Raw genomic sequence first — 21,853 nt, 5'->3', positions numbered from 1 at the left:
CCCGGTTGGGGCATCTGATCTTGGTCGATTGCTGTCTTACCGGGAGCCTCGTCCTGCATGGACACGGGCCTCCCGAACCACCCGTGACCTGCACCGTCACGATGAAAATGGCTCCTCGGTCACGCGGCGGCCCGCCGACTGCTCCCCGCGCACGCGGGGGTGATCCGGTGGGCGACGTCGAGTGGAACGAGAAAGACAACTGCTCCCCGCGCATGCGGGGGTGATCCGTCGCCCTGGATCTTCGCCTTCTTGCCGTCGTCCTGCTCCCCGCGCACGCGGGGGTGATCCGGGCAGCGTTCTCGGGGAGGCCGGGCCGGTCGCCTGCTCCCCGCGCACGCGGGGGGTGATCCCTGATCGACGGTCAGCCGGTCCTGCTCGGACGGCTGCTCCCCGCGCACGCGGGGGTGATCCTCCGGCGTCCAGCTCGTCCACGGGGACGGTCTCCTGCTCCCCGCCCACGCGGGGGTGATCCGGCGCTGAGTATCGACCCGATCGATGTGAAGGCCTGCTCCCCGCGCACGCGGGGGTGATCTGCTGCTCCGCGAAGAGGGCCTGGTCGAGGTGGCCTGCTCCCCGCGCACGCGGGGATGATCCCAGTGCGCCGCAGCCGACGCAGTTGCGGTGCCCCTGCTCCCCGCGCACGCGGGGGTGATCCTGGAGCTGGTTCCACACGGCGTCGGTGAGGCAGCTGCTCCCCGCGCACGCGGGGGTGATCCCCATTGACCACTGCGAAGCGCTTCCCCGATCACCTGCTCCCCGCGCACGCGGGGGTGATCCTCCCTTACCCTGACAGGTGGGGCAGATGGCCGACTGCTCCCCGCGCACGCGGGGGTGATCCGCCGACCGGTGTAACGGGTGCCGCGCAGGACAGCTGCTCCCCGCGCACACCCGGAGGGATCCGCCCATTAGTCCGAGCGCAAATTGCCTATCTGCTTCCCCTGTAAGCAGGGGTGATTCCTCGCCCGCGGTTAAATCAAGATCCCGACGATTCCGTTTCGTTAGTCGCCGTAGCTGCGCGGCCGCGCCGGCCAAACCGACGGCGCTTGGCCGCCTTGCTCCAACCTCCCACGGCTGCTGGATTGATCACCGGTACCGCGGGTCGGCGCATGAGTGTCACGCCCTCCGCATCTACCGGCGTCCAGTGATAGTCGTGCGCGACGAACGACAGTCGCTGCTCGCCTCGCACTTGGAACACCATCAGGGCACGCCCGGCACCCGCCATTTCGGTCACCCGATTCCACAACCTGTTCCGTACGCGGGCGCTGATGTGCCCGACGTACACGCCGGCTGAGAGTTCGAAGAGCCACTGCGTCAGGTGGCCTCGAAGTCCGGGTGGACATGACGTGAGGATGATGACCGTCATCAGAAGTCGACCTCACCCGTGTTGGCGTAGTTGCGCCCTGCGGCCAGCTCGATTCCGCTTCCGTCCCACAGTCGGAGATCCTCCGCCTCTTCTTCGACCTCGCCGCCGCCCTGCTGTTGAAGGAGCAGCATGCGGATGTCGCGTACGCATCGCGCGAGAATGGCCCCGTCATGCACTCGGTCGCGTACTGCACGACGGGTGTCTGATCCGATGTCGGTCGAGTCGCCGGCTACGACGTCGAAGGCCACAGGGATCGTGACCTCGGCCTTGTACAGGTCAGCGATGTCGTAGACGAAGGCCCGCTCGTGCCCCGTGTGCACGAAGCCGAGACCAGGCGCGGCGCCGAGCGCGACGATGACGGCGTGAACGATTCCGTAAAGGCAGGCATGCGCGGCTGACAGGGCTTGGTTGATCGGGTCGCCGCTGTCGAAGTCCTCCCGGTCGTATTCACGTTGGCGCCAAGCTACTCCTGTACGCTCGGCCTGCTCCCTGTACATGCGGCGGACTCGTGCGCCCTCCTTGCCTCGCAACTGTTGCAGGGTCAGGCGTGTGGTGTCTTCGCCCGGGAACCGCATCGCGTACATGGTGCGTGCGACGGCCAACCGCCGATCTCGACGGCTAACTGCAGCAGCTTGCGCCACAAGTAGCCTGCTGGATGCTGCCAGTGATCGTCCGTGGGCGTAGTAACGCACCCCTCGCTCCCCAACCCAGATGGCGGTGGCGCCGTGATCGGCGAGCAAGGCAATGGCCTGATGGGTGACGCTGGTGCCCGGTCCGAGGAGCAGCACGCCGATCGAGGCCGCGGGGATGTGGACGATCCCTTGGTCGTTGGTAGCGGTAATGGCATTGCTGTCACGGTGAATGACGCTGCGTTCAAGGTAGAGGAAGCTGATCCGGTCCTCGGCTCGAGTCAAGTCGGCAATCTCGGCAGGCGGTACCCCTGGGATTTTCATGGACGAGCCGAATCAGCCGGCGGGAGCCAGGGTCAGGAGGCCGCAACCGTACGCCTTGCCGTGGCCAATGCCACCGCACAGCGCGCGGCGGAAGGCCTCCGCGTCGGCGACCTGGAGGATGCCGTCATACGTCACGGTGGCCAGGGTGACCTTGGTAAGGCCGCGCTTGAAGTTCAGCGTCTGGCTGTGGTGCAACCGCAGGTTGGGGCGTCCGTTCTGTTGCGTAGCGACGCGGAATCCGCGGTCGGCTGCTCGGCTCATCAGCCAATTGACCTGGTCCTCCTCTCGCAAGCGGCCGAAGCGCTGAGTCTCCTTGGAGTCCGCGGTCTTACGCCCGCTGTGGACCGGGTTGGCGGTGAGCCGGAACGCCCAGTCCTGGCCGGGGCGTAGTGAGTCGAGCAGTCCGCCGTAGTCGCGGGTGACCCACGTGTCGGTCGTCGGCCAGCCGGCCTGCTCGACAAGGTGGGTCAGATCGGGCCGACCGGGGCTGGTGATGTAGAGGTAGACCATCATGGAGGCCGCGGTGTCGAGCCGCCACAGGGTGCGGGCGCCATCCCGCTCGTAATCCTCGGGAGCAGCAAACGCGGCGCGGACAGCGGCGTGCATGGCGTGGGGTGATCCGAGCAGCTTGCGTGCGCCGCGTCGAGCGGGGTTGATCTGGAACCGGGTCAGAAACATGGTCAGCCTCCCAGCAGGCTCAGCGGATCGTGCTCGGGGACGGCGGCCCGTTCTGTGAGGTCGTTCCTGACGTCGACGTGTCGGCGAATCACCGACCGCCAGGTGTGCTGGCGGTGAGCAGGGTCGAAGCTGACGGGCTCATCGGGGACGGTCTCGCTTATCGGTTCACCCGCTCGCGCGTCGCGGATGATCTCCAGTCGCACGGTCCGGGCAGCCCGGCGCTGATACCACTGCGAGGCGAGCCAGGGCCGCTCCGCCAAAGCGTCGTCGAGGGTCACGTCGTGCACACCGAGACTGATGGGGCCGTCCGGTGGACATGACCGGCGGCCCAGGTAGAGGGGGAAGTGTGGTCGAGCGAGCGCTTCCGCGAGGCCCGACAGAAGCGCCTGCTCCCCCGCGACCGCGGCGAGGAAAACCGCATCGGATAGATAGAAGCGGTAGGTCAGCGGCGCGCTGTGCCGGCCATCCAGCGAACGGGCCGTCTGGAAGTCCCGCAGGATCTGCCCGGGCTGGTCGAGGCGTACCCCGAACTCCAGACCCAGCAGCTCGGTGAGCGGCTCCGTGCGGCGGATGCCTTTCGCGGCGGCGAGCAGGCCGAGTACACCGCTCTTGGTCGGGGCGACCTCGGTGCCGCGGCGAGCGAAGCGGCTGGACGAGCCCCACGACTGGAGCGGGCCGGCCAGCCTCATCAGAAGTACGCTCATGCTGGCTGTCCGAGCGCCAGGTCGACCTGCTCCCCTACTCCGGCGACCAACTCGCTGAAGCTGACCGCCTTGCCGAGGTCGGCCAGCACAGCGGTCTGCTCCCCGACCTGGGTGACCCAGCTGGCGACCGGCCGTTCCCCGTAGGCCTGCTCGACGGCGATGGTGTGCTTCGCCAATGCGGCCGCGGCCAGCTCGACCCGACCGGCGGCGTGCGTTTCCCGTACCGGCGTCTCGAAGGCGCCGACGAGGTTGACCGGCTGTGTGTCGCGCATCCGTACGAGGACCGCGTCGGGGAGCGTCCGGTGAGCGAACGTGTTCTGTTTGCCCGTCGGCATGCTACGGGCGAAGGCGACCAGGAATGCCTCCACCGCGGCACGGGTGGCGGCTGCGTCGCCCAACGTCCGATGCAGTGCGTCGACGTCGACGGTCGCGTACCGGTACAGCGTGGAGGAGTTGAACTCGATGGTGCCGATCATGCCGGCACCGGTCTCGGCGGCATCGGCCTTACGGTCGTCGACGGCGGTGAAATAGTCGAACTCGTTGTCGACGGCGTGAACGCTGATGGCGTGGGAGAGCTGGCACGCCGCGTCGACGTTGATGTCCGTCATGTCGGCGACCATCCGGCCGAACATGGCGATGTCAACGGAGTGGTCGGTCCTGGCCAACTCCTTGAATCGCCCCTTGTCCAGAGGTGTGCCGGCGGCCGAGGCCTCCAGCGCGGCGGAAGCGAGGTTGTCCAGCTGTCGGTGGCTCAGGAAGAGCAGGTAGCTGGACTCGATGTCCTTGATCTCGCCCTTCTTCTTGTCGAGCTTGGCCAGCCCTGCCGCGACGAAGACCTCGGCGGCCAGGGCCGTGGCTGCTTCGTCGGAAAGGTTCGGGTCGAGGGCCTTGATCCGAGCTGCCAGCGACTCACCCACCCGCTTGGTACGTTCACCGAGTTGCGAGCGGTCGAGCAGGTTGGCAAAGGCCAGCCGGATGGCTCGCTTCCATGCCTGGCTGGAAACCCGTGCGCGCCGTACGCCTCCGTAGACGGCGGTCTTCGGCGAGCCGGTGTCGTCACGGTTCAGGTTGCTCGGAGGCACGGTCTGCAGCGCGTAGACGTCGATGATGGTGCGGCTCATGACAGGTTCTCCTCGGAAGTGTCGGTAGAGGCGTCAGCGTTGGTGGCGGGCCTGGTGCGGAAGAACTCGCGACCCCAGACGGCCTGGATCCTGGCTTGACCACCGGGTCGCAGCAGGGTCCGTAGGTCGTCGGCGAGCAGCCCGTAGTCGAGGGGGATCTGGTGTTCTCGCAGCATGGTGATCAGACTGCGCAGGTGATAGATGCTCTCGTGGTAGGTGCTGGCGGTGCCGAGCGCGGCGAAGCGGCGACGTACGCCTTCGGGACCTCCGGATACGCGTACGAGGTCGGCCAGGCTCCGGCCCAGGCCTCGCCCGTCGACGTGCATTCGCTCCCGGCGTGACTGCTGGTGCAGTGCGTACAGGGTCACCGCGTCGTGCACGGCTTGTTCCGTGTCGGCAGGCTGCGCATCGTCGTCCGGCCGGCGACCCAGTAGGTGCTCCGGCACCTGCAGGTATCGCTCAAGGGTGAAGTCGAAGCCCGGTGGGCGTCCCATGCCGCGCCGTAGCCGGGCGAGTGCGCTGACCGCTTCCGGCTGTGTCGCGTCGCGAAACAGCCGCGCTTGGAGGGCGCCGACCGCTCGGGCGACGTGTTCTCCGAGGTCGGTACGTCGGCGAGTCCAGGACCTGGCTGGCGCGCTGGCGGTTGGCTGCTGGTCGACTGTGGTCATGCTGCCTCCTCCTGCTTCTGCTGGGGCGCTTCGGCCGCCATCGGTAGCGCCTTGGCGAGGCCTGCGCGGAACCATGCGTCGGCCTGGGAACTGGAGTAGTGGACTTCTCTGCCAGCACGATCCGTGCCGACGCGGCCGATCCATGCCGCAGGTCCGGCTGCGGCTACAAGCTCGGCGCCGATACGGCCGATGGCACGGCGGACGAGGCGCTGCCAGGCGGTGCGTTCGGTCACTGGGTCGCTGTCAGGGCCTAGTCCCGCCAACCATCCTCGGAAGGTGCGATCCAGCTCTGCGTAGGCGCGCTCCGATGCCCGCGCGGACTCGCCGCCGTCCTGGTCCCTACTACCAGCGGCTCGGGCGAGGTTGTCCGCGAGCCGTCGCAGCGTGTTAACGGCCGCCTCCGCGTCGGCAGCGGCGTCCACTGCAGTTGCGCGAAGTGCGGAGTGTTCAACCAGCAGCAGCACATTCATCGTCAGCGCGTCGCTGAACACCTCGTCCACGACCGCCTGCTGGGTGCCATAGGTGACGCTGGTGGCGCGCGTCCGTACCTGGAAATCCGACTCCACTACTCCAGTGACTGTCAGCCGGGCCAGTCGCTGGAGCACCATCGGCGAGAGCCGCTGCGGCGGGTCAGCGCCCGGCGAGGGCGGCGCCGGCAGCAGCGTCTGCAGACCCCGCCATAATGCTCTGCCGTGGTCATGGGGCCGAGGGAGGTAGATCGGGAGTCGCTTCTGTTCGCGCTCCTTAGGCGCGCTGCGTCCCCACACGCTCATCGGCTCCAGCAGGTGCCGGTCCTGCCACTCCAGGCGGTCCCCGTTGGAGATCATCGCGCCGGTTATGCCGAGGACGTCGCCGAAGAGCCGGATCCGTCGTGACTGCCAGGTATAGAGGCTGAGCAACCCGAACGGTCCGCGAGTTGCGTCGGCCTCTTCGGCGCACGTCTGTGGGGCGCGCTCCCAGACCGGGGCGTCCCGCTCGTCAGCCCGCTGCCATCCAGGCGCCACTGGGAGCAGGTTCAGCAGAAGGGTCTCTGCGAGAGTTGCACCCTCTAGATAGACGGCACCCAACCCGCCAAGCGTGGCTACCCCGATCGGATAGCCTCGCCCACCCTTGACCCGAGGATCTCCCACGGCTCCGGTCTTGATTCCGGACGGATCGTAGGCCTGGCAGTGCACCAGCCAGCGGGCTGCCTCGGCCGGTGAAATCGACGCCATGCCCGCACCCGCGCGGGTAGTCAGGAACTGCATGCCGTTGGGCACGTCGGCGATGAGGCGCTCCAGCCCGCATGCGCCGTCCTTGGAGGCGCGCAGATCGGCGACCTGATAGAACGGATGTTCCGGGTGCAGAAGATCGAACCGGTCCCGGAACTCTCCGAGGTAGTCACGGACATCCGCGACCGGTAGCCGCCGGTCTCGCCATAGTGCCAACCATGCAGCCTCGCTGGGAGGGCCATCGGTGGCTCTGTGCAAGATCGCCAATGCCAGTCGCAGAATCGCGAACGTCTGCGTGGGAAGCTCACAGGCGATCACGCGGACCTCGCCGGCTTGGTCGAACAACTCCTGCAGCGACAGCTCCCGGCAACGGCCTTCGTCGTCCAATACCGGGATCCACGCTTCGTGTGTTAGCGAGAATCCCGCAAGAGGTGGAGCAGCGTTCGTATTCATCCGTCTCCTTGCCGATAAGAGCGATCTCAGGTGCCAGAGCGGACGACCCGCAGCCCTTCGTCCGCGCTGTACTCCAGGTCGAAACCGGCCACGGTGGCCCTGCCATCGATGTCCACGTCGAGCACGAGTTCGCCGGCGAGCCAGTGGTTGTCCTGCCAGGCGCTGACGTCGGTGCGTCGCTCCAGGTCGGCGATGACCTCATCGATCACGTCGTTGGCAGTCATCGTGCGAGGCAGCGGCAGGGTGCAGCGAGCGATCAGACGGGGTATCGGCCATCGTGGGACGCTGGCGGTTGGCACGGGTACACCACCTCCGTCGATCCATGGCGGAAGGATTAGTCCCTCCGAGGTCCGCACCAGAAGGAGGACTTCGAGCGACTCGGCGTCACTGTCGCGGACATGCCCCTGAGCCATCCGGTCGTCGGCACCGGCGACGCCACCGGAGATCCAGCTGATCAGAGAAACTCCAGGCTCGGCGACGCTGGCCAGCCGGAAGCCGTCAGCCTTGAGCTCCTTGGCGGCGATCTCGTCACGCTGTTTCGCTTCGGCCTCGGCCATCGCGGGCTGCCAGGATGGCGGCCCGACCGGTTGAGGACCGTAGGCAGCTTGGGTGAGAGGGGCGATGTCCGCCGGGAGCCGCAGCCGTAGGCCGTCGAGGTACGGCACGAGCACGGCGGCACTGCGCAGCAGTGCGGCTGGCTGATAGACACGGCGGGAGCCGTTGACCGGCTGCGGCGGCTCGGTGAGCCAGTCAGCTCCGGCGATCCAGCATTCCGGTTTCCTGAGGCGGGTAGGTCGGTCGCCGCGCGGATGGCGGTGCAGCCGGCCGATGCGCTGCAGCACCAGGTCGATCGGGGCGAGATCGGTGACGAGGAGATCGAAGTCGATGTCGAGGGACTGTTCGGCGACCTGGCTGGCGACCACGACGTGGCGTCGTGGCCGTTGCGCGCTACCTGGCGGACCGAATGTGTCGCGTAGCCACCGGTCCTTCGCGGCGCGGTCGACGGCCATGAACCGGGAGTGCGCCACCGATACCGAGGTGTCCGGTCCGAGCGCCGCGCGCAGAGCAGCGGCGGTCTCCTGAACCCGCGCAACGGTGTTGCGGACGATCAGGGCGCAGCCGCCGTCGGCCAGACGGTCGCGAAGCAACTCCACCATCGTCGGCAGATCGTCGGCCAGTGGACGGACCGTGATCTCGATGCTGCGTCCGGACTCAGGGCAGCTGACCGCGGTGGCGCCTCGCGCCTCCGTTGAGGTGGTGACGAGGGGATAGCGCAGATCGTTGCGGAGGACCGCGTACCGGTCGATGCGTGGCTTGCCTCGGTCACGCCAGCCGGGCGGCGGCTCAGGCCCGAGCCGTCCCCGGTCATAGGCCGCCATCAGCTCAGCACGGCGGTGGGCGGGCAGGGTCGCGGAGAGCACGACGACCGGTGCACCGTAGGCGCCGAGCCATTCCAGAGCGCGGTCCAGGAACTGACTCATGAAGACGTCGTAGGCGTGTGCCTCGTCGATGACGACGACCTTGCCTGCCAGTCCGAGGTGTCGCAGCACGAGGTGTTTGCCGCGCAGCGCGGCGAAAAGCAACTGATCGATGGTGCCCACGACGAAGCTGGACAGGAGAGTCCGCTTCGGTCCAGCCAGCCAACTGTGCACGCCGATGGCGGCACCACCGACGTCCTCCGCGATGCCGCTTGGCAGCGATGTGGCGCGGAGTCGGTCGTAGTCCGGGTTGAGCGCCGCCTTGCCGTGGGCCAACCGCACATCACGGTCTCCGCGGTCGGCGTGCGCGTCGGGTAGGCGGCGTAGCCAGGACAGCATCCGACCGAACATGGCGTCGCTGGTGGCCCGGGTGGGCAGCGCCAGGTAGCAGCCGGAGGCTCCGGTCCGCCTGGCGAGGATTTCGACCGCGGCGAGGGCTGCTTCGGTCTTGCCCTCTCCCATCGCCGCTTCAACGATCATCATCCCAGGGGCGGGCATAGTCGCGGCGAGCTCAGCGACGGTGCGCTGGACAGGGCGAGGGGTGGCCCCCACAGGCAGCTCGAACCGCACCTTGAACAGGTCGTCCAACCGCGCCGGCGCCGCGGCCGGAAGCCAGGGTACGGGGAGGTCCAGCAGGTGCCAGCCGCTTTGCAGCCGGTCGGCGTCGGAGCCGTCGAGCAGGTAGGGAAAGAATTCCTCGTTGCTGGCGATCCAGTCGGCGACGATGACGATGCCGGTGAGCGCGGCTTGTGCGGGCTGCGACAGTGGCACCGCGTCCCAGGAGACGATCCGATCGGCTGCCGCACAGCGCTCGGTCATCCAGGCGAGCAACTCTTCCTGCGTCTGTTCCCACGCTTGGTCTCCGAGCAGGTGCCGACGCATTTGAACGTCGCGGAGACCTTCGTCGGTGGGCGGGGCGCCGTGGTGACCTCCGACGACGACGGCGTACGGGTGCGGGTCGGTCAGGCCCTGTCGGCCCAGCCAGTCGGCCAGAATGACGTGCCCCGCGGTAGCGTGCGGGGCGTACCTGCGATCGGAACGGATCAGATCCCGGTCGTAGTCGAGCCCTCGGTCACGCATGCGCTGCACCAGAGCGGGTGCCTGGATGGCGAAAGCGGGCGTGGCTTTACCGATGTCGTGCACGCCGGCGAGCCAGACGGCCAGGGTACGGGCATCGCGGTCGCCGTCGGGCAGTTCGTCGGCGATACGGCGGCGTACCGCAGGGCTGAGCCAGTGGTCCCACAGCCGGCCCGCCACATCGGCGGAGTCGGCGAGATGCCGCCAAAGCGGAAGCCATCCGACCGGCGACGTGCCCTTGCGGTCGGTCTTTCCCCAGACCGCCCGGGCGGCGTCGCCCAGCTTCGGTCCGTGCGAGCCGGTGTGGAGGTTCATCGTTGCTCCGGCAGGAGTGAGCTGGGATGGCCGCTGTGCGACAGGTAGAGCACGTCGCGGGCCCGGGTCAGCGCAACGAACAGCAGGCACCGCTCGCGCTGCAGGTCCTGCTTGTGGGCGTGCGGATCTTCAGTCAGCGGCGTCACCGCGTGAGGCGCGGGAAGGGCGCCCTCGTCCAGTCCGACGACTGCCAGGCACTGGAACTCGAGACCCTTCATGCGATGCATGGTGGCGACCCGGACTCCGTCTGTTCCGCGCTTCTCGTCGGCCACGGGGATATAGGCCTCCCGTAGCGTCCTGCTGATGACGGTGACCATCTGTCCGGTACGGGCGGCGACGCCGATCGCGTGGGGTTCGACGCCATGGTCGAGCCAGGTACCCACCTGCTCGATCAGCGCCTCGCGCTCGTCCTCCCGGCTCACGCACGCCTTCACGGTGGGCGCGCCGCCGCGAGTCACGGAGCGGTAGCCGCGCAGCGTGTCGTCCTCGCCGTCGAGGCCGATGGCCGCCTCGCCGTTGAGAACCCGGACCGACAGGTCCAGGATCTCGTGCGTGGTTCGGTAGTTGACGTTGAGCCTGCGAGTCCGGCCTCGGACGTGGATGCCGAGCTGCGCCAGCGACACGTGGCTGTCGTAGATCCTTTGGTATGGGTCGGCGAGCAGGAACAGGTCGTTGGGGCCAGGTGCAACGAGAGCACGTAGCAGGCGCCACTGAGCCGGATGAAGGTCCTGCCCCTCGTCCACGACGATGTGTCGATACGGCGTGGGTGACTGGCTGGCCATCACGGCTGCGTCGTCGGCGAGCTGTGTGTGGGTGCGCAGCCGCCGCCTGGCCAGTTCGCGTACGACTGACTCGATGGCGGTCCATACCTGCTCCCGCTGCGCCGCGCGGAGCCCTTCCCCACGCCCTCGACGTGGGGCGTCACGGTAGGCCGTCATGCTGTTCAGCTGCTGCGCCAGCACCACCTGCTCCCACTCTCGTCGGAGGAAGGCGCCGCTGAACGTGGTCGTCCGGCCGGACCGGTTGAGGTAGGTGGGGCCGGCTTTCGCCGCCGCTTCCCAAAGACCGTCGAGCACTTCGTTCTCGACAATGTTGATCTTCTTGTCTCCTCGGGTGGCGATCTCGTACGCCAGCCTGTCGACGCTGATCACGTCAATGCGCGCGCGCACGGTCGGGTCTTCGGTCAGACGGTGCAGCTGCCGGCTGAGGGCGTCGGCGAGCGCCCTGGTGAAGGTGGTCAGCAGCACCTTCGTACCGTCGCCGGGCAGGCGTTGCGCGAGGAAGACCGCCCGGTGCAGGCCGGTGACGGTCTTACCCGTGCCGGCGCTGCCGGTGACCAGCGCCGGACCGCTGTAGGCCTCGCGGAAGGCGACGTCGCGCTGGGTGGGGTGCAGAAAGGTGCGCCACACGTCGAACGGATGAGCCAGAATGGCGGCCAACTCCACCGGCCCGGAGACGAACGCGATTCGCTCGGGTGTACGGCGGGCAGCTGCCAGCAGATCCTCGGTGTCCACGCCGCTGACGATCCGGTCGGCCAACTCGATCCAGACATCCTGGACAGTCAGTCCGCTGGCAAGACCGCGTAGGACATCGGCCTGCACGTCAGGAAGCCGCCCGGCCAGGCTCTCGAGTTGCCGGTCGGTGGTGATGAGCCGCAGCAGCGGGATAAGGTCTTCGTCCACGCCGAGTCGTGTCAGGTCCGCGATCGAGACGTCGACGAACAGGCCCTTGCCGGGGTCTTCGTGCGAGGTCGTGCGGGCGAACTCCTCGATGCCCGCCTGATCGCGCATCTCCAGGACGCCGATCGCCTGGTTGACGGTGAAGCGTCGGCTCACGGCGAAGGCGATCGCGTCATCGTGCGGCAGGACGTTCAGCAGCGCGTAGCGTTGCGCGCCGAGAGCGACCACGACTCCGCGATAGAACTGATCGATGCGGATCGTACGGATGTTTGGGTCTCGTGCCCCGGTGAGCTTCTCCAGGTGCATCCCGGCGTGGGTGTGCTGCGCGAACTTTCCGATGGCCGCGTCGACGGCGCGCTGCACGCGGCGATCGAGTTTGGCGTATGCGGGGAGAAAACCCCTGTCGATGGCCAACTCAGCCATATCGTTTCTCCCCCGGTATGGATCGGCGAACAGGATTCAGTGCACCCCTGCAGCCGCCCGTGACCTGAGCAGGCGACCGCGGCTCGCCGGGAGAGACATCCATCCGGCTCACACTCGTCGCCAGTAGAGCACTTGTGAAGTGCGTTTGCAAGCGTCTGTCTTGTAGCCGACGCTCACGGTGATGTCGCTAGTCCGCTGGAGTGTGGACGGCGGCTATGCTGACGAACGTGGTGGCGGGCGAGTGCCTCAAGGGTCGGTACGCGGTAAGCCGGTATCCGTTGGCGCACAAGGGGATGGGCGAGGTCTGGCCAGCCCGTGACGCCTTATTGGACCGTCCGGTGATCGTCAAGGTCGTCGGTGCCCTGGAAGCGGACCTGGTGCGTCGCTTTCGCCGAGAGGCGCTTCTGACCGCCCGGCTCGACCACCCTGGCATACCCGCCATCTACGACATCGGCGAGCACGACGGCCGGCCCTTCGTGGTTCTCCAAAGGATCAATGGCATCACACTGTCGGACCTGGTCGCCGAGCACGGCCCACTCCCGATCGCGTGGGTAGCTGCCATTGGCGCCCAGATCAGCAGCGTCTTGCTTGCCGCGCAGCGCATCGATCTAGTTCATCGGGACATCAAGCCGAGCAACGTCATGCTGGACCGCAGTGGCGCCGTCAAGGTCCTCGACTTCGGCCTGGCCGTGATGCGAGATGACGAGCGATACTCGCGTATCACGCAGTCGGGCCAGAGCCTCGGCACCATCGGCTACATGGCTCCGGAGCAGGTCACCAACAGCCCTGTCGACCATCGCACCGATCTGTACGGGTTGGGCGCTACGTTGTTCGACGTGCTCACGGGCCGGGCGCCCTTCGACGGCCTCACCACCATGACCACGGTCCATCGCCAGCTGGGGGACCCCCCGCCGCGGGCGACCGAGTTCCGCGCCGACGTTCCGGCCGAGCTCGACGACCTGATCTACTCGCTGATGGCGGTCAGTCCGCACGATCGGCCGACGAGCGCGGCCGAGACGTACCGCGCGCTCGTAGTGCTGGCCGACAACCTTCCACCTCTGCCCGGAGTCGTCACCGACGGCATCGATCCCGTACGCGCCTACGCTGCCGTCCTCGGCCAGTCGACAACTTCGACGGCGGCGCCCGCGGGACCGCTGGCCGATGAGAGCGAATGGGACGCCGACCTGGCCAAGCAGCAGGCTGAGCGCCTCCAGGAGACCGGGGAACACCGCGCCGCCGCTCGAGCGTGGCGACAACTCGCCGACGATGTCGCACAGCGGCACGGTGACGGCCACGAGTTGGTCCTCGACTTCCGGCGCCGCGCCGCGCTGGCCCATGTTCCCCTCGGCGAACACGACCGAGCGCGCCGGCAGTTGGAGAAGCTACTTCAGGACCGCCTCCGCGTGGCCGCGTCCGACGACGCGATCGTTGCGGAGCTGCGCCAAGAGATCGCACAGCTCGGCAACATCAAGACGGCTACTGGTTCCCGATCAGGATCGGCCGGCGGCCGGGGTCGCTGAACGCCGACGGCAGCAGAGCTGCCTTCTGCTCGGGAAATCGGGCCCCTTGGTAGTGGAATATCTGTGCGCAGTTCTGCCCTCGCGTCTCTGTCGTCATGGCACGCCGGGCGAGCGCCGAGTACATCGACGCGTGCTTCATCCAGGCCGCCTCCTCCCCGTGACGGTCGAAGCCGCGACCGCTGGCCGCATGCCCGAACGCGTCGTGGACCGCGCGGAACATGTCGTTCTCCCCGTCGCTGAGGTAGGGGTGCGAGTTGCCGCTCGCCGCGCTCGCCCACACTCTCAACCGACGCCGCCGCAGGTCGGCTGCCATGGCCTCGGCGCACGTGTACGGATCATCGTCGACGACGCGCACGGCCAATCCGAGGCCGCCGAACTCGACTCGGCCGACCAGGAAGTGATATTGACGCACTGTCTCTCGGCAGAACGCGGCGTAAGACTTGAAGGCACGCTCTTCACACGTCGGCGCCGCCATGTACGCCTGGGCCACAGCACGACCGACGTCCGGGTCAAGACGAACCCGCGCAAGCGTATCGATAGAGATGGCGGCGCGACCACCGTAGCGATGCGCGCCAGCCAGCAGGTATTCCACTGGCGGGAAGCATGTCGAAGCGACTGACGAGACGGCTGCGAACAAAGGTGTTCATGGTCCTCCTCAAGTAGACGGTGAATGTAGCGGTAGGGCTGGTCAGCGGGCTGAGATGAGCTCCGAGATCGAGGGCTCGACGGTGCGTTCCGGCGACGCCATCCGCTGCTCCAGACGGATCGACTCGCCGAGCATGCGGATCTCGGAGACCCGGCGGTCCTGGTACAGCTTGGCGAACTTTCCGACGGTCGTGCTGCGTCCGCGACGTGGCATTGGGTCCTCCCACGAACCTGGATGGATGTAATCAAACATGGAGCAAAGTAGCGGCTGTGAACGCGATACACAAGCCCTGCCCGCATGGTAGCGTTCACGTGTGACAACACAGGCTGACCCGCTCCGCGGACAGACCACCCTGACCGCCAGCGGCATCGCACGGCTCGCCAACGTCGGCCGTGCGGCGGTCAGCAATTGGCGCCGCAGGTACGCCGACTTCCCGGCCCCCATCGGCGGCACCCCGAGCAGCCCGTCCTTCGACGCACATGAGGTCGAGCAGTGGCTGCTCCAGCACGGACGACTACACCAGGCGGATGCCGGAGAACGGGCCTGGCAACACATCGAGAGCTACCAGCCGGCGGCGGAGATGACCGACGCGCTCGCCATCGCCGGCGCCTATCTCCTCGTGCGCCGGCAGGGCGAATCGGCGGAGGAAGCACTGCCTGACCCGAAGCGCCTCGTCGCCCGCCTACGTGCCCTGGACAAGAACCTCGCCGACGCCATCGACCAAGGTCTACCCGCAAAGTGGACACCACAACTTGCCGCCGTACTGGAAGCCGTGCGGCAATTCGCCACGGAGCAGGCTCCGGAAGCAGCCTTCGAATATCTGCACAACCGGTATGTCACTTCTGCCAACTCGATGTCCGGACTGGCTGGCACCCCCGACAGCGTCGCCGAGGTCATGCTTGCGCTCACCGGCTCCGGCGCCCGGATCTTCGACTTCACCAGCGGCACCGGGTCGCTCCTGCGCATGGCTGCCGACAAGGCGCTGCGAGCAGGCAACGACGTACGTTGTTACGCGCAGGAGATCAAGCCTCAATACGCGCTGATCACGCTTCTCCGTCTCTGGTTCGTCCAACTACGCGCTCAACAGGCGGGGATCCCCAGTGGTCCACCGGTGGTGCATGTGGGCGACAGTCTGCTCGCAGACGCGTTCACCGATCTGCGAGCCGACGTCGTGGTAGCCAACTTTCCGTTCGGCATCCACGACTGGGGCCATGATCGGCTCGCCTACGATCCTCGCTGGGTCTACGGGCTACCTCCGCGCACCGAGCCCGAACTAGCCTGGGTCCAGCACGCATTGGCCCACCTCTCACCCGGCGGCACCGCCGTCGTACTCATGCCACCTGCCGCTGCGTCGCGTCCCGCCGGGCGCCGCGTCCGTGCCGAGCTCATCCGCCGCGGGGCTCTTCGCGCCGTTGTCGCCCTACCAGCCGGCCTCATGCCGCCGACCGCCATCGGTCTGCACATCTGGGTCCTCACGCAACCCGATGCTCATCTGCCACCAACCGGCGGTCTTCTGGTCGTCGACACCACAGCCGCACTGCCCGACCGCACCCTCCTCAACACCGTGGAGCCGGCCTGGCATGCGTACCTGTCAGGTGAGCATGTCGACGAACCGGGGGTGTGCCGCACCGTACCCGTCATCGAAACGCTTGACGATCAAGTCGACCTGACGCCCCAGCGTTACCTGCCACGCGCCAGCACGCTGCCGACCGATCCAAACGAGATCATCCGCCGGATCGAAGGCTTCGAACGGCTGCTGGGTGAACTGCGAGACCACCTGCCCCCGGTACGAGGTGCGCAGGTCGCACCGTTACGCGCTGCGCCGCACGCCGACATTGCCGATCTGATCCGCTCGGGCAGTATCTCCGTGTTTCGCGCGACCAGCCGCCGACAAGCCAGTCATAGCGCCGTCACCTCCTCGGTGCTCACCGCCGCCGACATCATCAGCGGAAGCCCCGCAAGTGGATCAACAAGCCGTGACGCCGACGACGCATCGCCACTGGTTCACGCCGGCGACATACTCATGCCAGCCATCGGCACGAAGGTGCATGCACGGGTCGCCACGACAGAGCAGATCGGCGCGGCACTGGGCCCAGGGGTTCAGCTCGTACGCGTCGACAACGCCCGCTTCGACCCCTGGTTCATCGCGGGTGTTCTGTCCCTTACAGACAACGTGCGGGTCGCCGGCCGAGCCTCCACCGGCTCGGTGCGCATCGACGTGAAGCGCCTAGCCATCCCGGTGCTTCCTTTGGCCCAGCAGCAGGCATACGGCGAGGCATTCCGAAAGCTCGTCGACTTCCGTACGGCCCTTGAAGAGACTGCGAAGGCCGGAGCGGCACTGGCGCGGGAAGTGGGCGACAACCTCTTCGGCGGGAACCTCGAACTCCCCGACATCGAGGAGACCTGCCGATAGACAGCGGCTGCGCTCCAGAGGCCGCGGCGAACGGCTTCGCCGGCAGCTGCCGCAGTCCGACGTGTCCCAGAGTTCAGCACGCTGGTGCGACGGCTCCACACGTCACATCGCCCCCCTTGGCTAATCGGCAGCCCCTACCAGGACGTCAGCGCCTGGGCGCGCCCCCTGTTACCGCCAGTCGTCGTCGTGTCCGCCGCTCGCCCTGGGTCGGCCGAACCAACTACTCTATTGCGAGTACCGGCCTCCTATGGTCAGCCGGCGCCGAAAGGATGATCTTGCGGGCCCTTGTGAACGAAATCCGAGGAGTCGATCTTTAGCGCCGCAGGTCAAGTAGTCTGCTCCCCGCGCACGCGGGGGTGATCCGGACGAACAGATCGCCAGCCTGAAGGCGACGCTCTGCTCCCCGCGCACGCGGGGGTGATCCGCGCTCATCGACCTGGCCGACACCAAGGGCATCCTGCTCCCCGCGCACGCGGGGGTGATCCGTCATGGGTGTCGACAAGGAGTGGACGCTGGCCCTGCTCCCCGCGCACGCGGGGGTGATCCCCATGCCCGCGGAGGTGCGCGCGAGCCCGCGGCCTGCTCCCCGCGCACGCGGGGGTGATCCGGTGGCCGGTCGCCTGACTGTCCGCGTGCGCGACTGCTCCCCGCGCACGCGGGGGTGATCCCCGGGCCGTGTACCGCATCGTCGGCGCCGCCACCTGCTCCCCGCGCACGCGGGGGTGATCCGGTGCCCGCCGGCGGCAAGACCATCCCGTTCAACTGCTCCCCGCGCACGCGGGGGTGATCCGGCGTCGACCACGGCCTGGCCCGCACCGATGCCCTGCTCCCCGCGCACGCGGGGGTGATCCGTCCCCGGCGTCGACCTCGTCGCGCGGCTCATGCTGCTCCCCGCGCACGCGGGGGTGATCCGTGGGTGAAGCTCGTCCGCACCCTGCCGCCGGGCTGCTCCCCGCGCACGCGGGGGTGATCCAGGTCAACCATTCACAGCCAGCACTCAGAAAACCTGCTCCCCGCGCACGCGGGGGTGATCCCGTGGCGTGGGCGGGCACCCTGGCCGGTGACACCTGCTCCCCGCGCACGCGGGGGTGATCCCTTCCAGTTCTCGGGCACGATCTCGGCGAACGCCTGCTCCCCGCGCACGCGGGGGTGATCCCCCGACCACCCCGCCGGCCACGCCGATCGAGGTCTGCTCCCCGCGCACGCGGGGGTGATCCCGCCACGCACACGACGAACCCGCCCATGGCCGCCTGCTCCCCGCGCACGCGGGGGTGATCCGTGGGTGTGGAACAGGTGCGACGAGTCGCCGCTCTGCTCCCCGCGCACGCGGGGGTGATCCGTCGAGCCACGGCATGTAGGGCGCCCGGGCACCCTGCTCCCCGCGCACGCGGGGGTGATCCCGACTCCGCGTCCGGCTCCACAGGCTCGGAGAGCTGCTCCCCGCGCACGCGGGGGTGATCCGGACGCGGCCGGCGCGGGCAAGGGGGCGGCGCTCTGCTCCCCGCGCACGCGGGGGTGATCCCCGCCCGCAGCGGCAGCGGCCCGGCTCCCGGACCTGCTCCCCGCGCACGCGGGGGTGATCCGAACGGCGTGTCGGCCGGGGTGAGCAGGTGCAGCTGCTCCCCGCGCACGCGGGGGTGATCCCTCCTTGTACGCGCGGGCCCAGTTCACCGCGGCCTGCTCCCCGCGCACGCGGGGGTGATCCCGTCCAGGGCAATCGCTGGAACCCGCGCCGGATCTGCTCCCCGCGCACGCGGGGGTGATCCTCGAACATGATCAGGCCTCCTTGGTGGTCTGGTCTGCTCCCCGCGCACGCGGGGGTGATCCCGTGTCCGCTGCGGCTCGCGCCCTGGAGGTGCCCTGCTCCCCGCGCACGCGGGGGTGATCCCGCGATCCCGGCCAGCGCGGACAGGACCAGGAACTGCTCCCCGCGCACGCGGGGGTGATCCGAAGCCCGCCTCGGGGGAGTAGCGCACCCCGGACTGCTCCCCGCGCACGCGGGGGTGATCCCGCCTCCACCTGCACCACGTACCGGCCGGCGGACTGCTCCCCGCGCACGCGGGGGTGATCCCATGTACGACTGGATGGCCCGCCTAGTCGATGACTGCTCCCCGCGCACGCGGGGGTGATCCGCGACCGGGGTTCGCCGGGTCGGGGGTGACGGTCTGCTCCCCGCACACGCGGGGGTGATCCCATGCCGATGGTCTGCCGGTACGTCTCCTTGACCTGCTCCCCGCGCACGCGGGGGTGATCCTCCAGGTACGCCTGGACCGCCTTCCGCGGTCCCCTGCTCCCCGCGCACGCGGGGGTGATCCCGACCCGATGCGGATGCTCGACCCGACGGTGCTCTGCTCCCCGCGCACGCGGGGGTGATCCCCGGTCGAGCACGTCGGCCGTGCGCTCCAGCGCCTGCTCCCCACGCACGCGGGGGCGATCCGATCGTTCCGCCGTTCACGTTCACGTCCACCACCTGCTCCCCGCGCACGCGGGGGTGATCCTGACGGGGTGCTTCGCCGGCGAGCCGCAGGCGGCTGCTCCCCGCGCACGCGGGGGTGATCCGTCCAGCCCGGTGTACGTGCCGCCGGCGGTGGCCTGCTCCCCGCGCACGCGGGGGTGATCCCCGCGACGGCGCGTGGTCGACGCACCTGCCGACCTGCTCCCCGCGCACGCGGGGGTGCTCCCCCCTCCACAGCGGGGGTGAAGTAGCCGTTCGCCTGCTCCCCGCGCACGCGGGGGTGATCCCGGCAAGACGATCACCGCGGTCGAGGGGCAGATCCGCTCCCCGCGCACGCGGGGGTGATCCCGACAACCGCGGCCAGGCCTGGCCGGCCGTGCACTGCTCCCCGCGCACCCGGGGGTGATCCCTGCTCATCGAGCAGGAACAGGCCGGCCAGCGCCTGCTCCCCGCGCACGCGGGGGTGATCCCCCGTCCGAGACGGGGAACGCGGAGCGCCGCGACTGCTCCCCGCGCACACAGGGCTAAATCGTTCACCACGTCGAATTCTGTTCCTCCAAGATGCAGGTATTACACCAACAAGTCCAATGTGTTCCGGAAACTAGCGCTCAGGCTTTCAACGATCCGCTGCCCCTTGCCACTCGCTGCGAGTGAGGGACGTCCGATCACCCCGGACTCGGTGTAAGCGCCCATTCCAAGCGTGAGCAGGTGCGGATGCTCGGCGACGTGATCGCCCAGCTCGTAGCCGTCGCGCACAGTCTCCGGCGCCACGTGAAGCAGAATCGAGGTCTCAATCTCCCCGGCGTGCATGTCGTCATGCAGGGTGCTCACGATGCCGGCATGCTGGCATGCAGTCTCCCAGGCTGTCCGATTCGGAAATAGCGCGAGCTGAGGTCCGGTGACGTTGGCCTGCTGCACGATGTTCGAGAGCACGTAGTTCCCGCCGTGACCGTTCACGATCACGAGGCGCTCCACGCCCGAGCGCTGAAGCGACTCCCTCACATCGGTGATGATCGCGTCTAGGGTGCGTGCGGAGATGCTCACCGTTCCGGGCCAGGCGGCGTGCTCGTGTGAGCAGGAGATCGTGATCGGTGGGAGTAGCAGCAGATCGTAGCGATCAGCCACGGCTGCGGCGATCGCGCTGGCGACGATCGTGTCCGTGGCCAGCGGGAGGTGGGAACCATGCTGCTCAAAGCTGCCGACTGGCAGAACGGCTACTGATGCGGCGTGGCGGCCGGCCTCCGTGGTCGTTGCTGTGGTCCATAGGTTCACTGGCCCATTCTGCCGACTACTTGATCCGCAAGGGCAAGTCGGTCGCGGAAACGCTGCGACTCATCCGTCACTCGTCGAGACCTGAGCTCGTGCTCCACACGACTCAGCGCCTTGATCAGACGGATAGATCCGGCATCGAGTGCGATAGTGAGCGCCTGCTCGCCCTGGTCAGCAGCTTCATCCACTCGACCGAGGTTCGCGTAGCCGGTTGCGAGCCAGGCGCGGGCGAGCGCTTCGTCCTGCCGGTACGCGGATGGCCAGGCCCTCAGCACAGCTTCAAGAATAGCGATGGACTGCTTCGCCTGGCCCAGTATCAGATGACATTGCCCTTCGTACGCCAGCACGTAGGTGCGGGTGCAGTGCAGGCCGATGGTGTCTGGGTCGTCGAGACCGTCGGCAGCTCCTACCAGCGAATGCGCCTTCTGCAGCGCGGATTGGCAGCGCGCTCGTTGTCCAGCGAGCGCGGCGGCCTGGGCGGTTCGGACAGCGCACAGCGCCCGATCACGGGCTGTCGACTCCTTCCTGGCATCGGCGAACTCGGCGAGGGCGATAGCTTGGGCGCTGTCCCCTCTCTCGACAGCGCGCTGCGCCTGCCGCATGAGGACGTAGGTCGCCATCCTGCCGTCAGCCGCTTCTCGGGCCATCGATAGTGACTGCCGCAACCAGTACGCTGCATCCTGGCTGTCGCCGAGGTTGTCGGCGGTCCAGCTGGCGAACTCCGCCCACCGCGACTCGACCCGCAGCAGCTCCCGCAGGGTTTGCCCGGCTGAGCCCGCGCGATGCCTTCGGATGATGTTCAGCTCACCCCGAACGACGTCGTGGAGCCGACGTGGGCCGAACGCGTCGTGGGAAGCGGCGAGGATGCGGAGCATGCTCATCCAGTGCGGCACGATGGCGGGGTCAACAGGACTCGTCGACGTTCTTGCCACCGCGGTGGGCGCAGCATGCGTGTCGACGGCTTCGAGCTCCGCTTCCTCAGGCATGGGAGGCGGAGCCTGCTGTTGGCGCATCGCCTGGTCATAGAGGCTGAGCAGTGAGCCGGCTGCCCCGAGGAGCTCGTCGCAGCGCTGCCAGAACTCACGCGGCGCCCTCTGCCGGCCGGTTTCGACGTTCGCGATCGTGCTGCGGGCGTAGCCAGTCAGGGGTGCGAAGGAGTGCTGGTTGTAGCCGGCGGCGCGTCGAAGCTGCGCTAGCCGGACGCCCAGCGTCCGCCAACCGTCTACGTCGCTCATCGGCAGCTGGCACCCTTCTCCTCAGCGGTTGCGAATGTCGGCAGCAAGCGACGCTGCTCCTCGGTCGAGCTGGAACTCAACAGCCTGCCAGTAGCCTATGCGCTCCGGCCGCCAGCGAATGGCCCTTGATGTTCCCGCGCCCTCGTCCCGGATGACGACGAGCAGCGTGCGCGTTGTTGGTCGGATCGTGAC

The 21,853-nt window shown here is 68.2% G+C and carries 15 protein-coding genes and 2 CRISPR repeat arrays; of the genes, 2 read left to right on the top strand and 13 right to left on the bottom strand.

Translation table 11 applies throughout. From position 1 onward, the window contains the following. Positions 1-138: 138 nt before the first annotated feature. Positions 139-838: a CRISPR direct-repeat array (repeat unit 28 nt; unit sequence CTGCTCCCCGCGCACGCGGGGGTGATCC). A gap of 135 nt (positions 839-973) precedes the next feature. The 9 genes from cas2e to OC439_RS27980 are packed head-to-tail and all read right to left on the bottom strand — an operon-like array spanning position 974 to position 12,123. Continuing rightward, the gene (gene cas2e / locus OC439_RS28020; RefSeq protein ID WP_262016049.1) at positions 974-1,363 is read right to left on the bottom strand and encodes a type I-E CRISPR-associated endoribonuclease Cas2e; all 390 of its coding nucleotides are present in this window, start codon (positions 1,361-1,363) and stop codon (positions 974-976) included. Further along, the gene (gene cas1e / locus OC439_RS28015) at positions 1,363-2,316 is read right to left on the bottom strand and encodes a type I-E CRISPR-associated endonuclease Cas1e (RefSeq protein WP_315985956.1); all 954 of its coding nucleotides are present in this window, start codon (positions 2,314-2,316) and stop codon (positions 1,363-1,365) included. The genes cas2e and cas1e overlap by 1 nt, the downstream gene beginning before the upstream one ends. A gap of 12 nt (positions 2,317-2,328) precedes the next feature. Further along, entirely contained in the window at positions 2,329-2,994 is a 666-nt protein-coding gene (cas6e, locus tag OC439_RS28010; protein ID WP_262016047.1) for a type I-E CRISPR-associated protein Cas6/Cse3/CasE, read from the bottom strand. A 2-nt stretch (positions 2,995-2,996) separates the two neighbouring features. Then, positions 2,997-3,698: a type I-E CRISPR-associated protein Cas5/CasD gene (gene cas5e, locus OC439_RS28005; protein ID WP_262016046.1), complete on the bottom strand. Its 702-nt coding sequence runs from the start codon at positions 3,696-3,698 to the stop codon at positions 2,997-2,999. Further along, positions 3,695-4,819, bottom strand: coding sequence for a type I-E CRISPR-associated protein Cas7/Cse4/CasC (cas7e, locus tag OC439_RS28000; protein WP_262016045.1), 1,125 nt, complete (start codon positions 4,817-4,819; stop codon positions 3,695-3,697). Before cas7e ends, cas5e begins: the two co-directional genes overlap by 4 nt. Next, positions 4,816-5,487 carry a type I-E CRISPR-associated protein Cse2/CasB gene (gene casB / locus OC439_RS27995; protein ID WP_262016044.1) on the bottom strand — a complete coding sequence of 224 codons (672 nt, stop codon included), beginning with the start codon at positions 5,485-5,487 and terminating at the stop codon, positions 4,816-4,818. Before casB ends, cas7e begins: the two co-directional genes overlap by 4 nt. Beyond that, entirely contained in the window at positions 5,484-7,151 is a 1,668-nt protein-coding gene (gene casA, locus OC439_RS27990; RefSeq protein ID WP_262016043.1) for a type I-E CRISPR-associated protein Cse1/CasA, read from the bottom strand. Before casA ends, casB begins: the two co-directional genes overlap by 4 nt. A 26-nt stretch (positions 7,152-7,177) precedes the next feature. Next, positions 7,178-10,021, bottom strand: coding sequence for a CRISPR-associated helicase Cas3' (gene cas3 / locus OC439_RS27985; protein WP_262016042.1), 2,844 nt, complete (start codon positions 10,019-10,021; stop codon positions 7,178-7,180). Continuing rightward, positions 10,018-12,123 carry a UvrD-helicase domain-containing protein gene (locus OC439_RS27980; protein WP_262016041.1) on the bottom strand — a complete coding sequence of 702 codons (2,106 nt, stop codon included), beginning with the start codon at positions 12,121-12,123 and terminating at the stop codon, positions 10,018-10,020. Before OC439_RS27980 ends, cas3 begins: the two co-directional genes overlap by 4 nt. A 215-nt stretch (positions 12,124-12,338) precedes the next feature. Here OC439_RS27980 and OC439_RS27975 point away from each other — a divergent pair, with 215 nt between their 5' ends. Beyond that, on the top strand, positions 12,339-13,643 hold the full coding sequence (locus tag OC439_RS27975) for a serine/threonine-protein kinase (RefSeq protein WP_262016040.1): 1,305 nt from the start codon (positions 12,339-12,341) through the stop codon (positions 13,641-13,643). Here the strand turns inward: OC439_RS27975 and OC439_RS27970 are convergent. After that, a complete protein-coding gene (locus OC439_RS27970; RefSeq protein WP_262016039.1) occupies positions 13,600-14,235 on the bottom strand; it encodes a hypothetical protein in 636 nt (211 codons plus the stop codon). The two genes, OC439_RS27975 and OC439_RS27970, sit on opposite strands and share 44 nt — an antisense overlap. Before the next feature lie 96 nt (positions 14,236-14,331). Continuing rightward, positions 14,332-14,502 carry a hypothetical protein gene (locus tag OC439_RS27965; protein WP_262016038.1) on the bottom strand — a complete coding sequence of 57 codons (171 nt, stop codon included), beginning with the start codon at positions 14,500-14,502 and terminating at the stop codon, positions 14,332-14,334. A gap of 100 nt (positions 14,503-14,602) precedes the next feature. Here OC439_RS27965 and OC439_RS27960 point away from each other — a divergent pair, with 100 nt between their 5' ends. After that, positions 14,603-16,702: an N-6 DNA methylase gene (locus OC439_RS27960; protein ID WP_262016037.1), complete on the top strand. Its 2,100-nt coding sequence runs from the start codon at positions 14,603-14,605 to the stop codon at positions 16,700-16,702. Between the two features lie 335 nt (positions 16,703-17,037). Continuing rightward, positions 17,038-19,627: direct repeats of the CRISPR family, unit length 28 nt; unit sequence CTGCTCCCCGCGCACGCGGGGGTGATCC. Between the two features lie 100 nt (positions 19,628-19,727). On the opposite strand, the gene OC439_RS27955 is transcribed toward OC439_RS27960, so the two are convergent. Both OC439_RS27955 and OC439_RS27950 read right to left on the bottom strand, forming a co-directional pair. After that, a complete protein-coding gene (locus OC439_RS27955; protein ID WP_262016036.1) occupies positions 19,728-20,429 on the bottom strand; it encodes a creatininase family protein in 702 nt (233 codons plus the stop codon). Next, positions 20,426-21,661, bottom strand: coding sequence for a helix-turn-helix domain-containing protein (locus OC439_RS27950; protein ID WP_262016035.1), 1,236 nt, complete (start codon positions 21,659-21,661; stop codon positions 20,426-20,428). Before OC439_RS27950 ends, OC439_RS27955 begins: the two co-directional genes overlap by 4 nt. Positions 21,662-21,853 lie beyond the last annotated feature (192 nt).

Source organism: Micromonospora sp. Mcm103 (assembly GCF_024519755.1).
In the GTDB taxonomy this organism is placed as follows: domain Bacteria; phylum Actinomycetota; class Actinomycetes; order Mycobacteriales; family Micromonosporaceae; genus Micromonospora; species Micromonospora aurantiaca.
The sequence above is the reverse complement of the archived record's forward strand: the minus strand, read 5'-3'. Positions and strand labels throughout refer to the sequence as shown.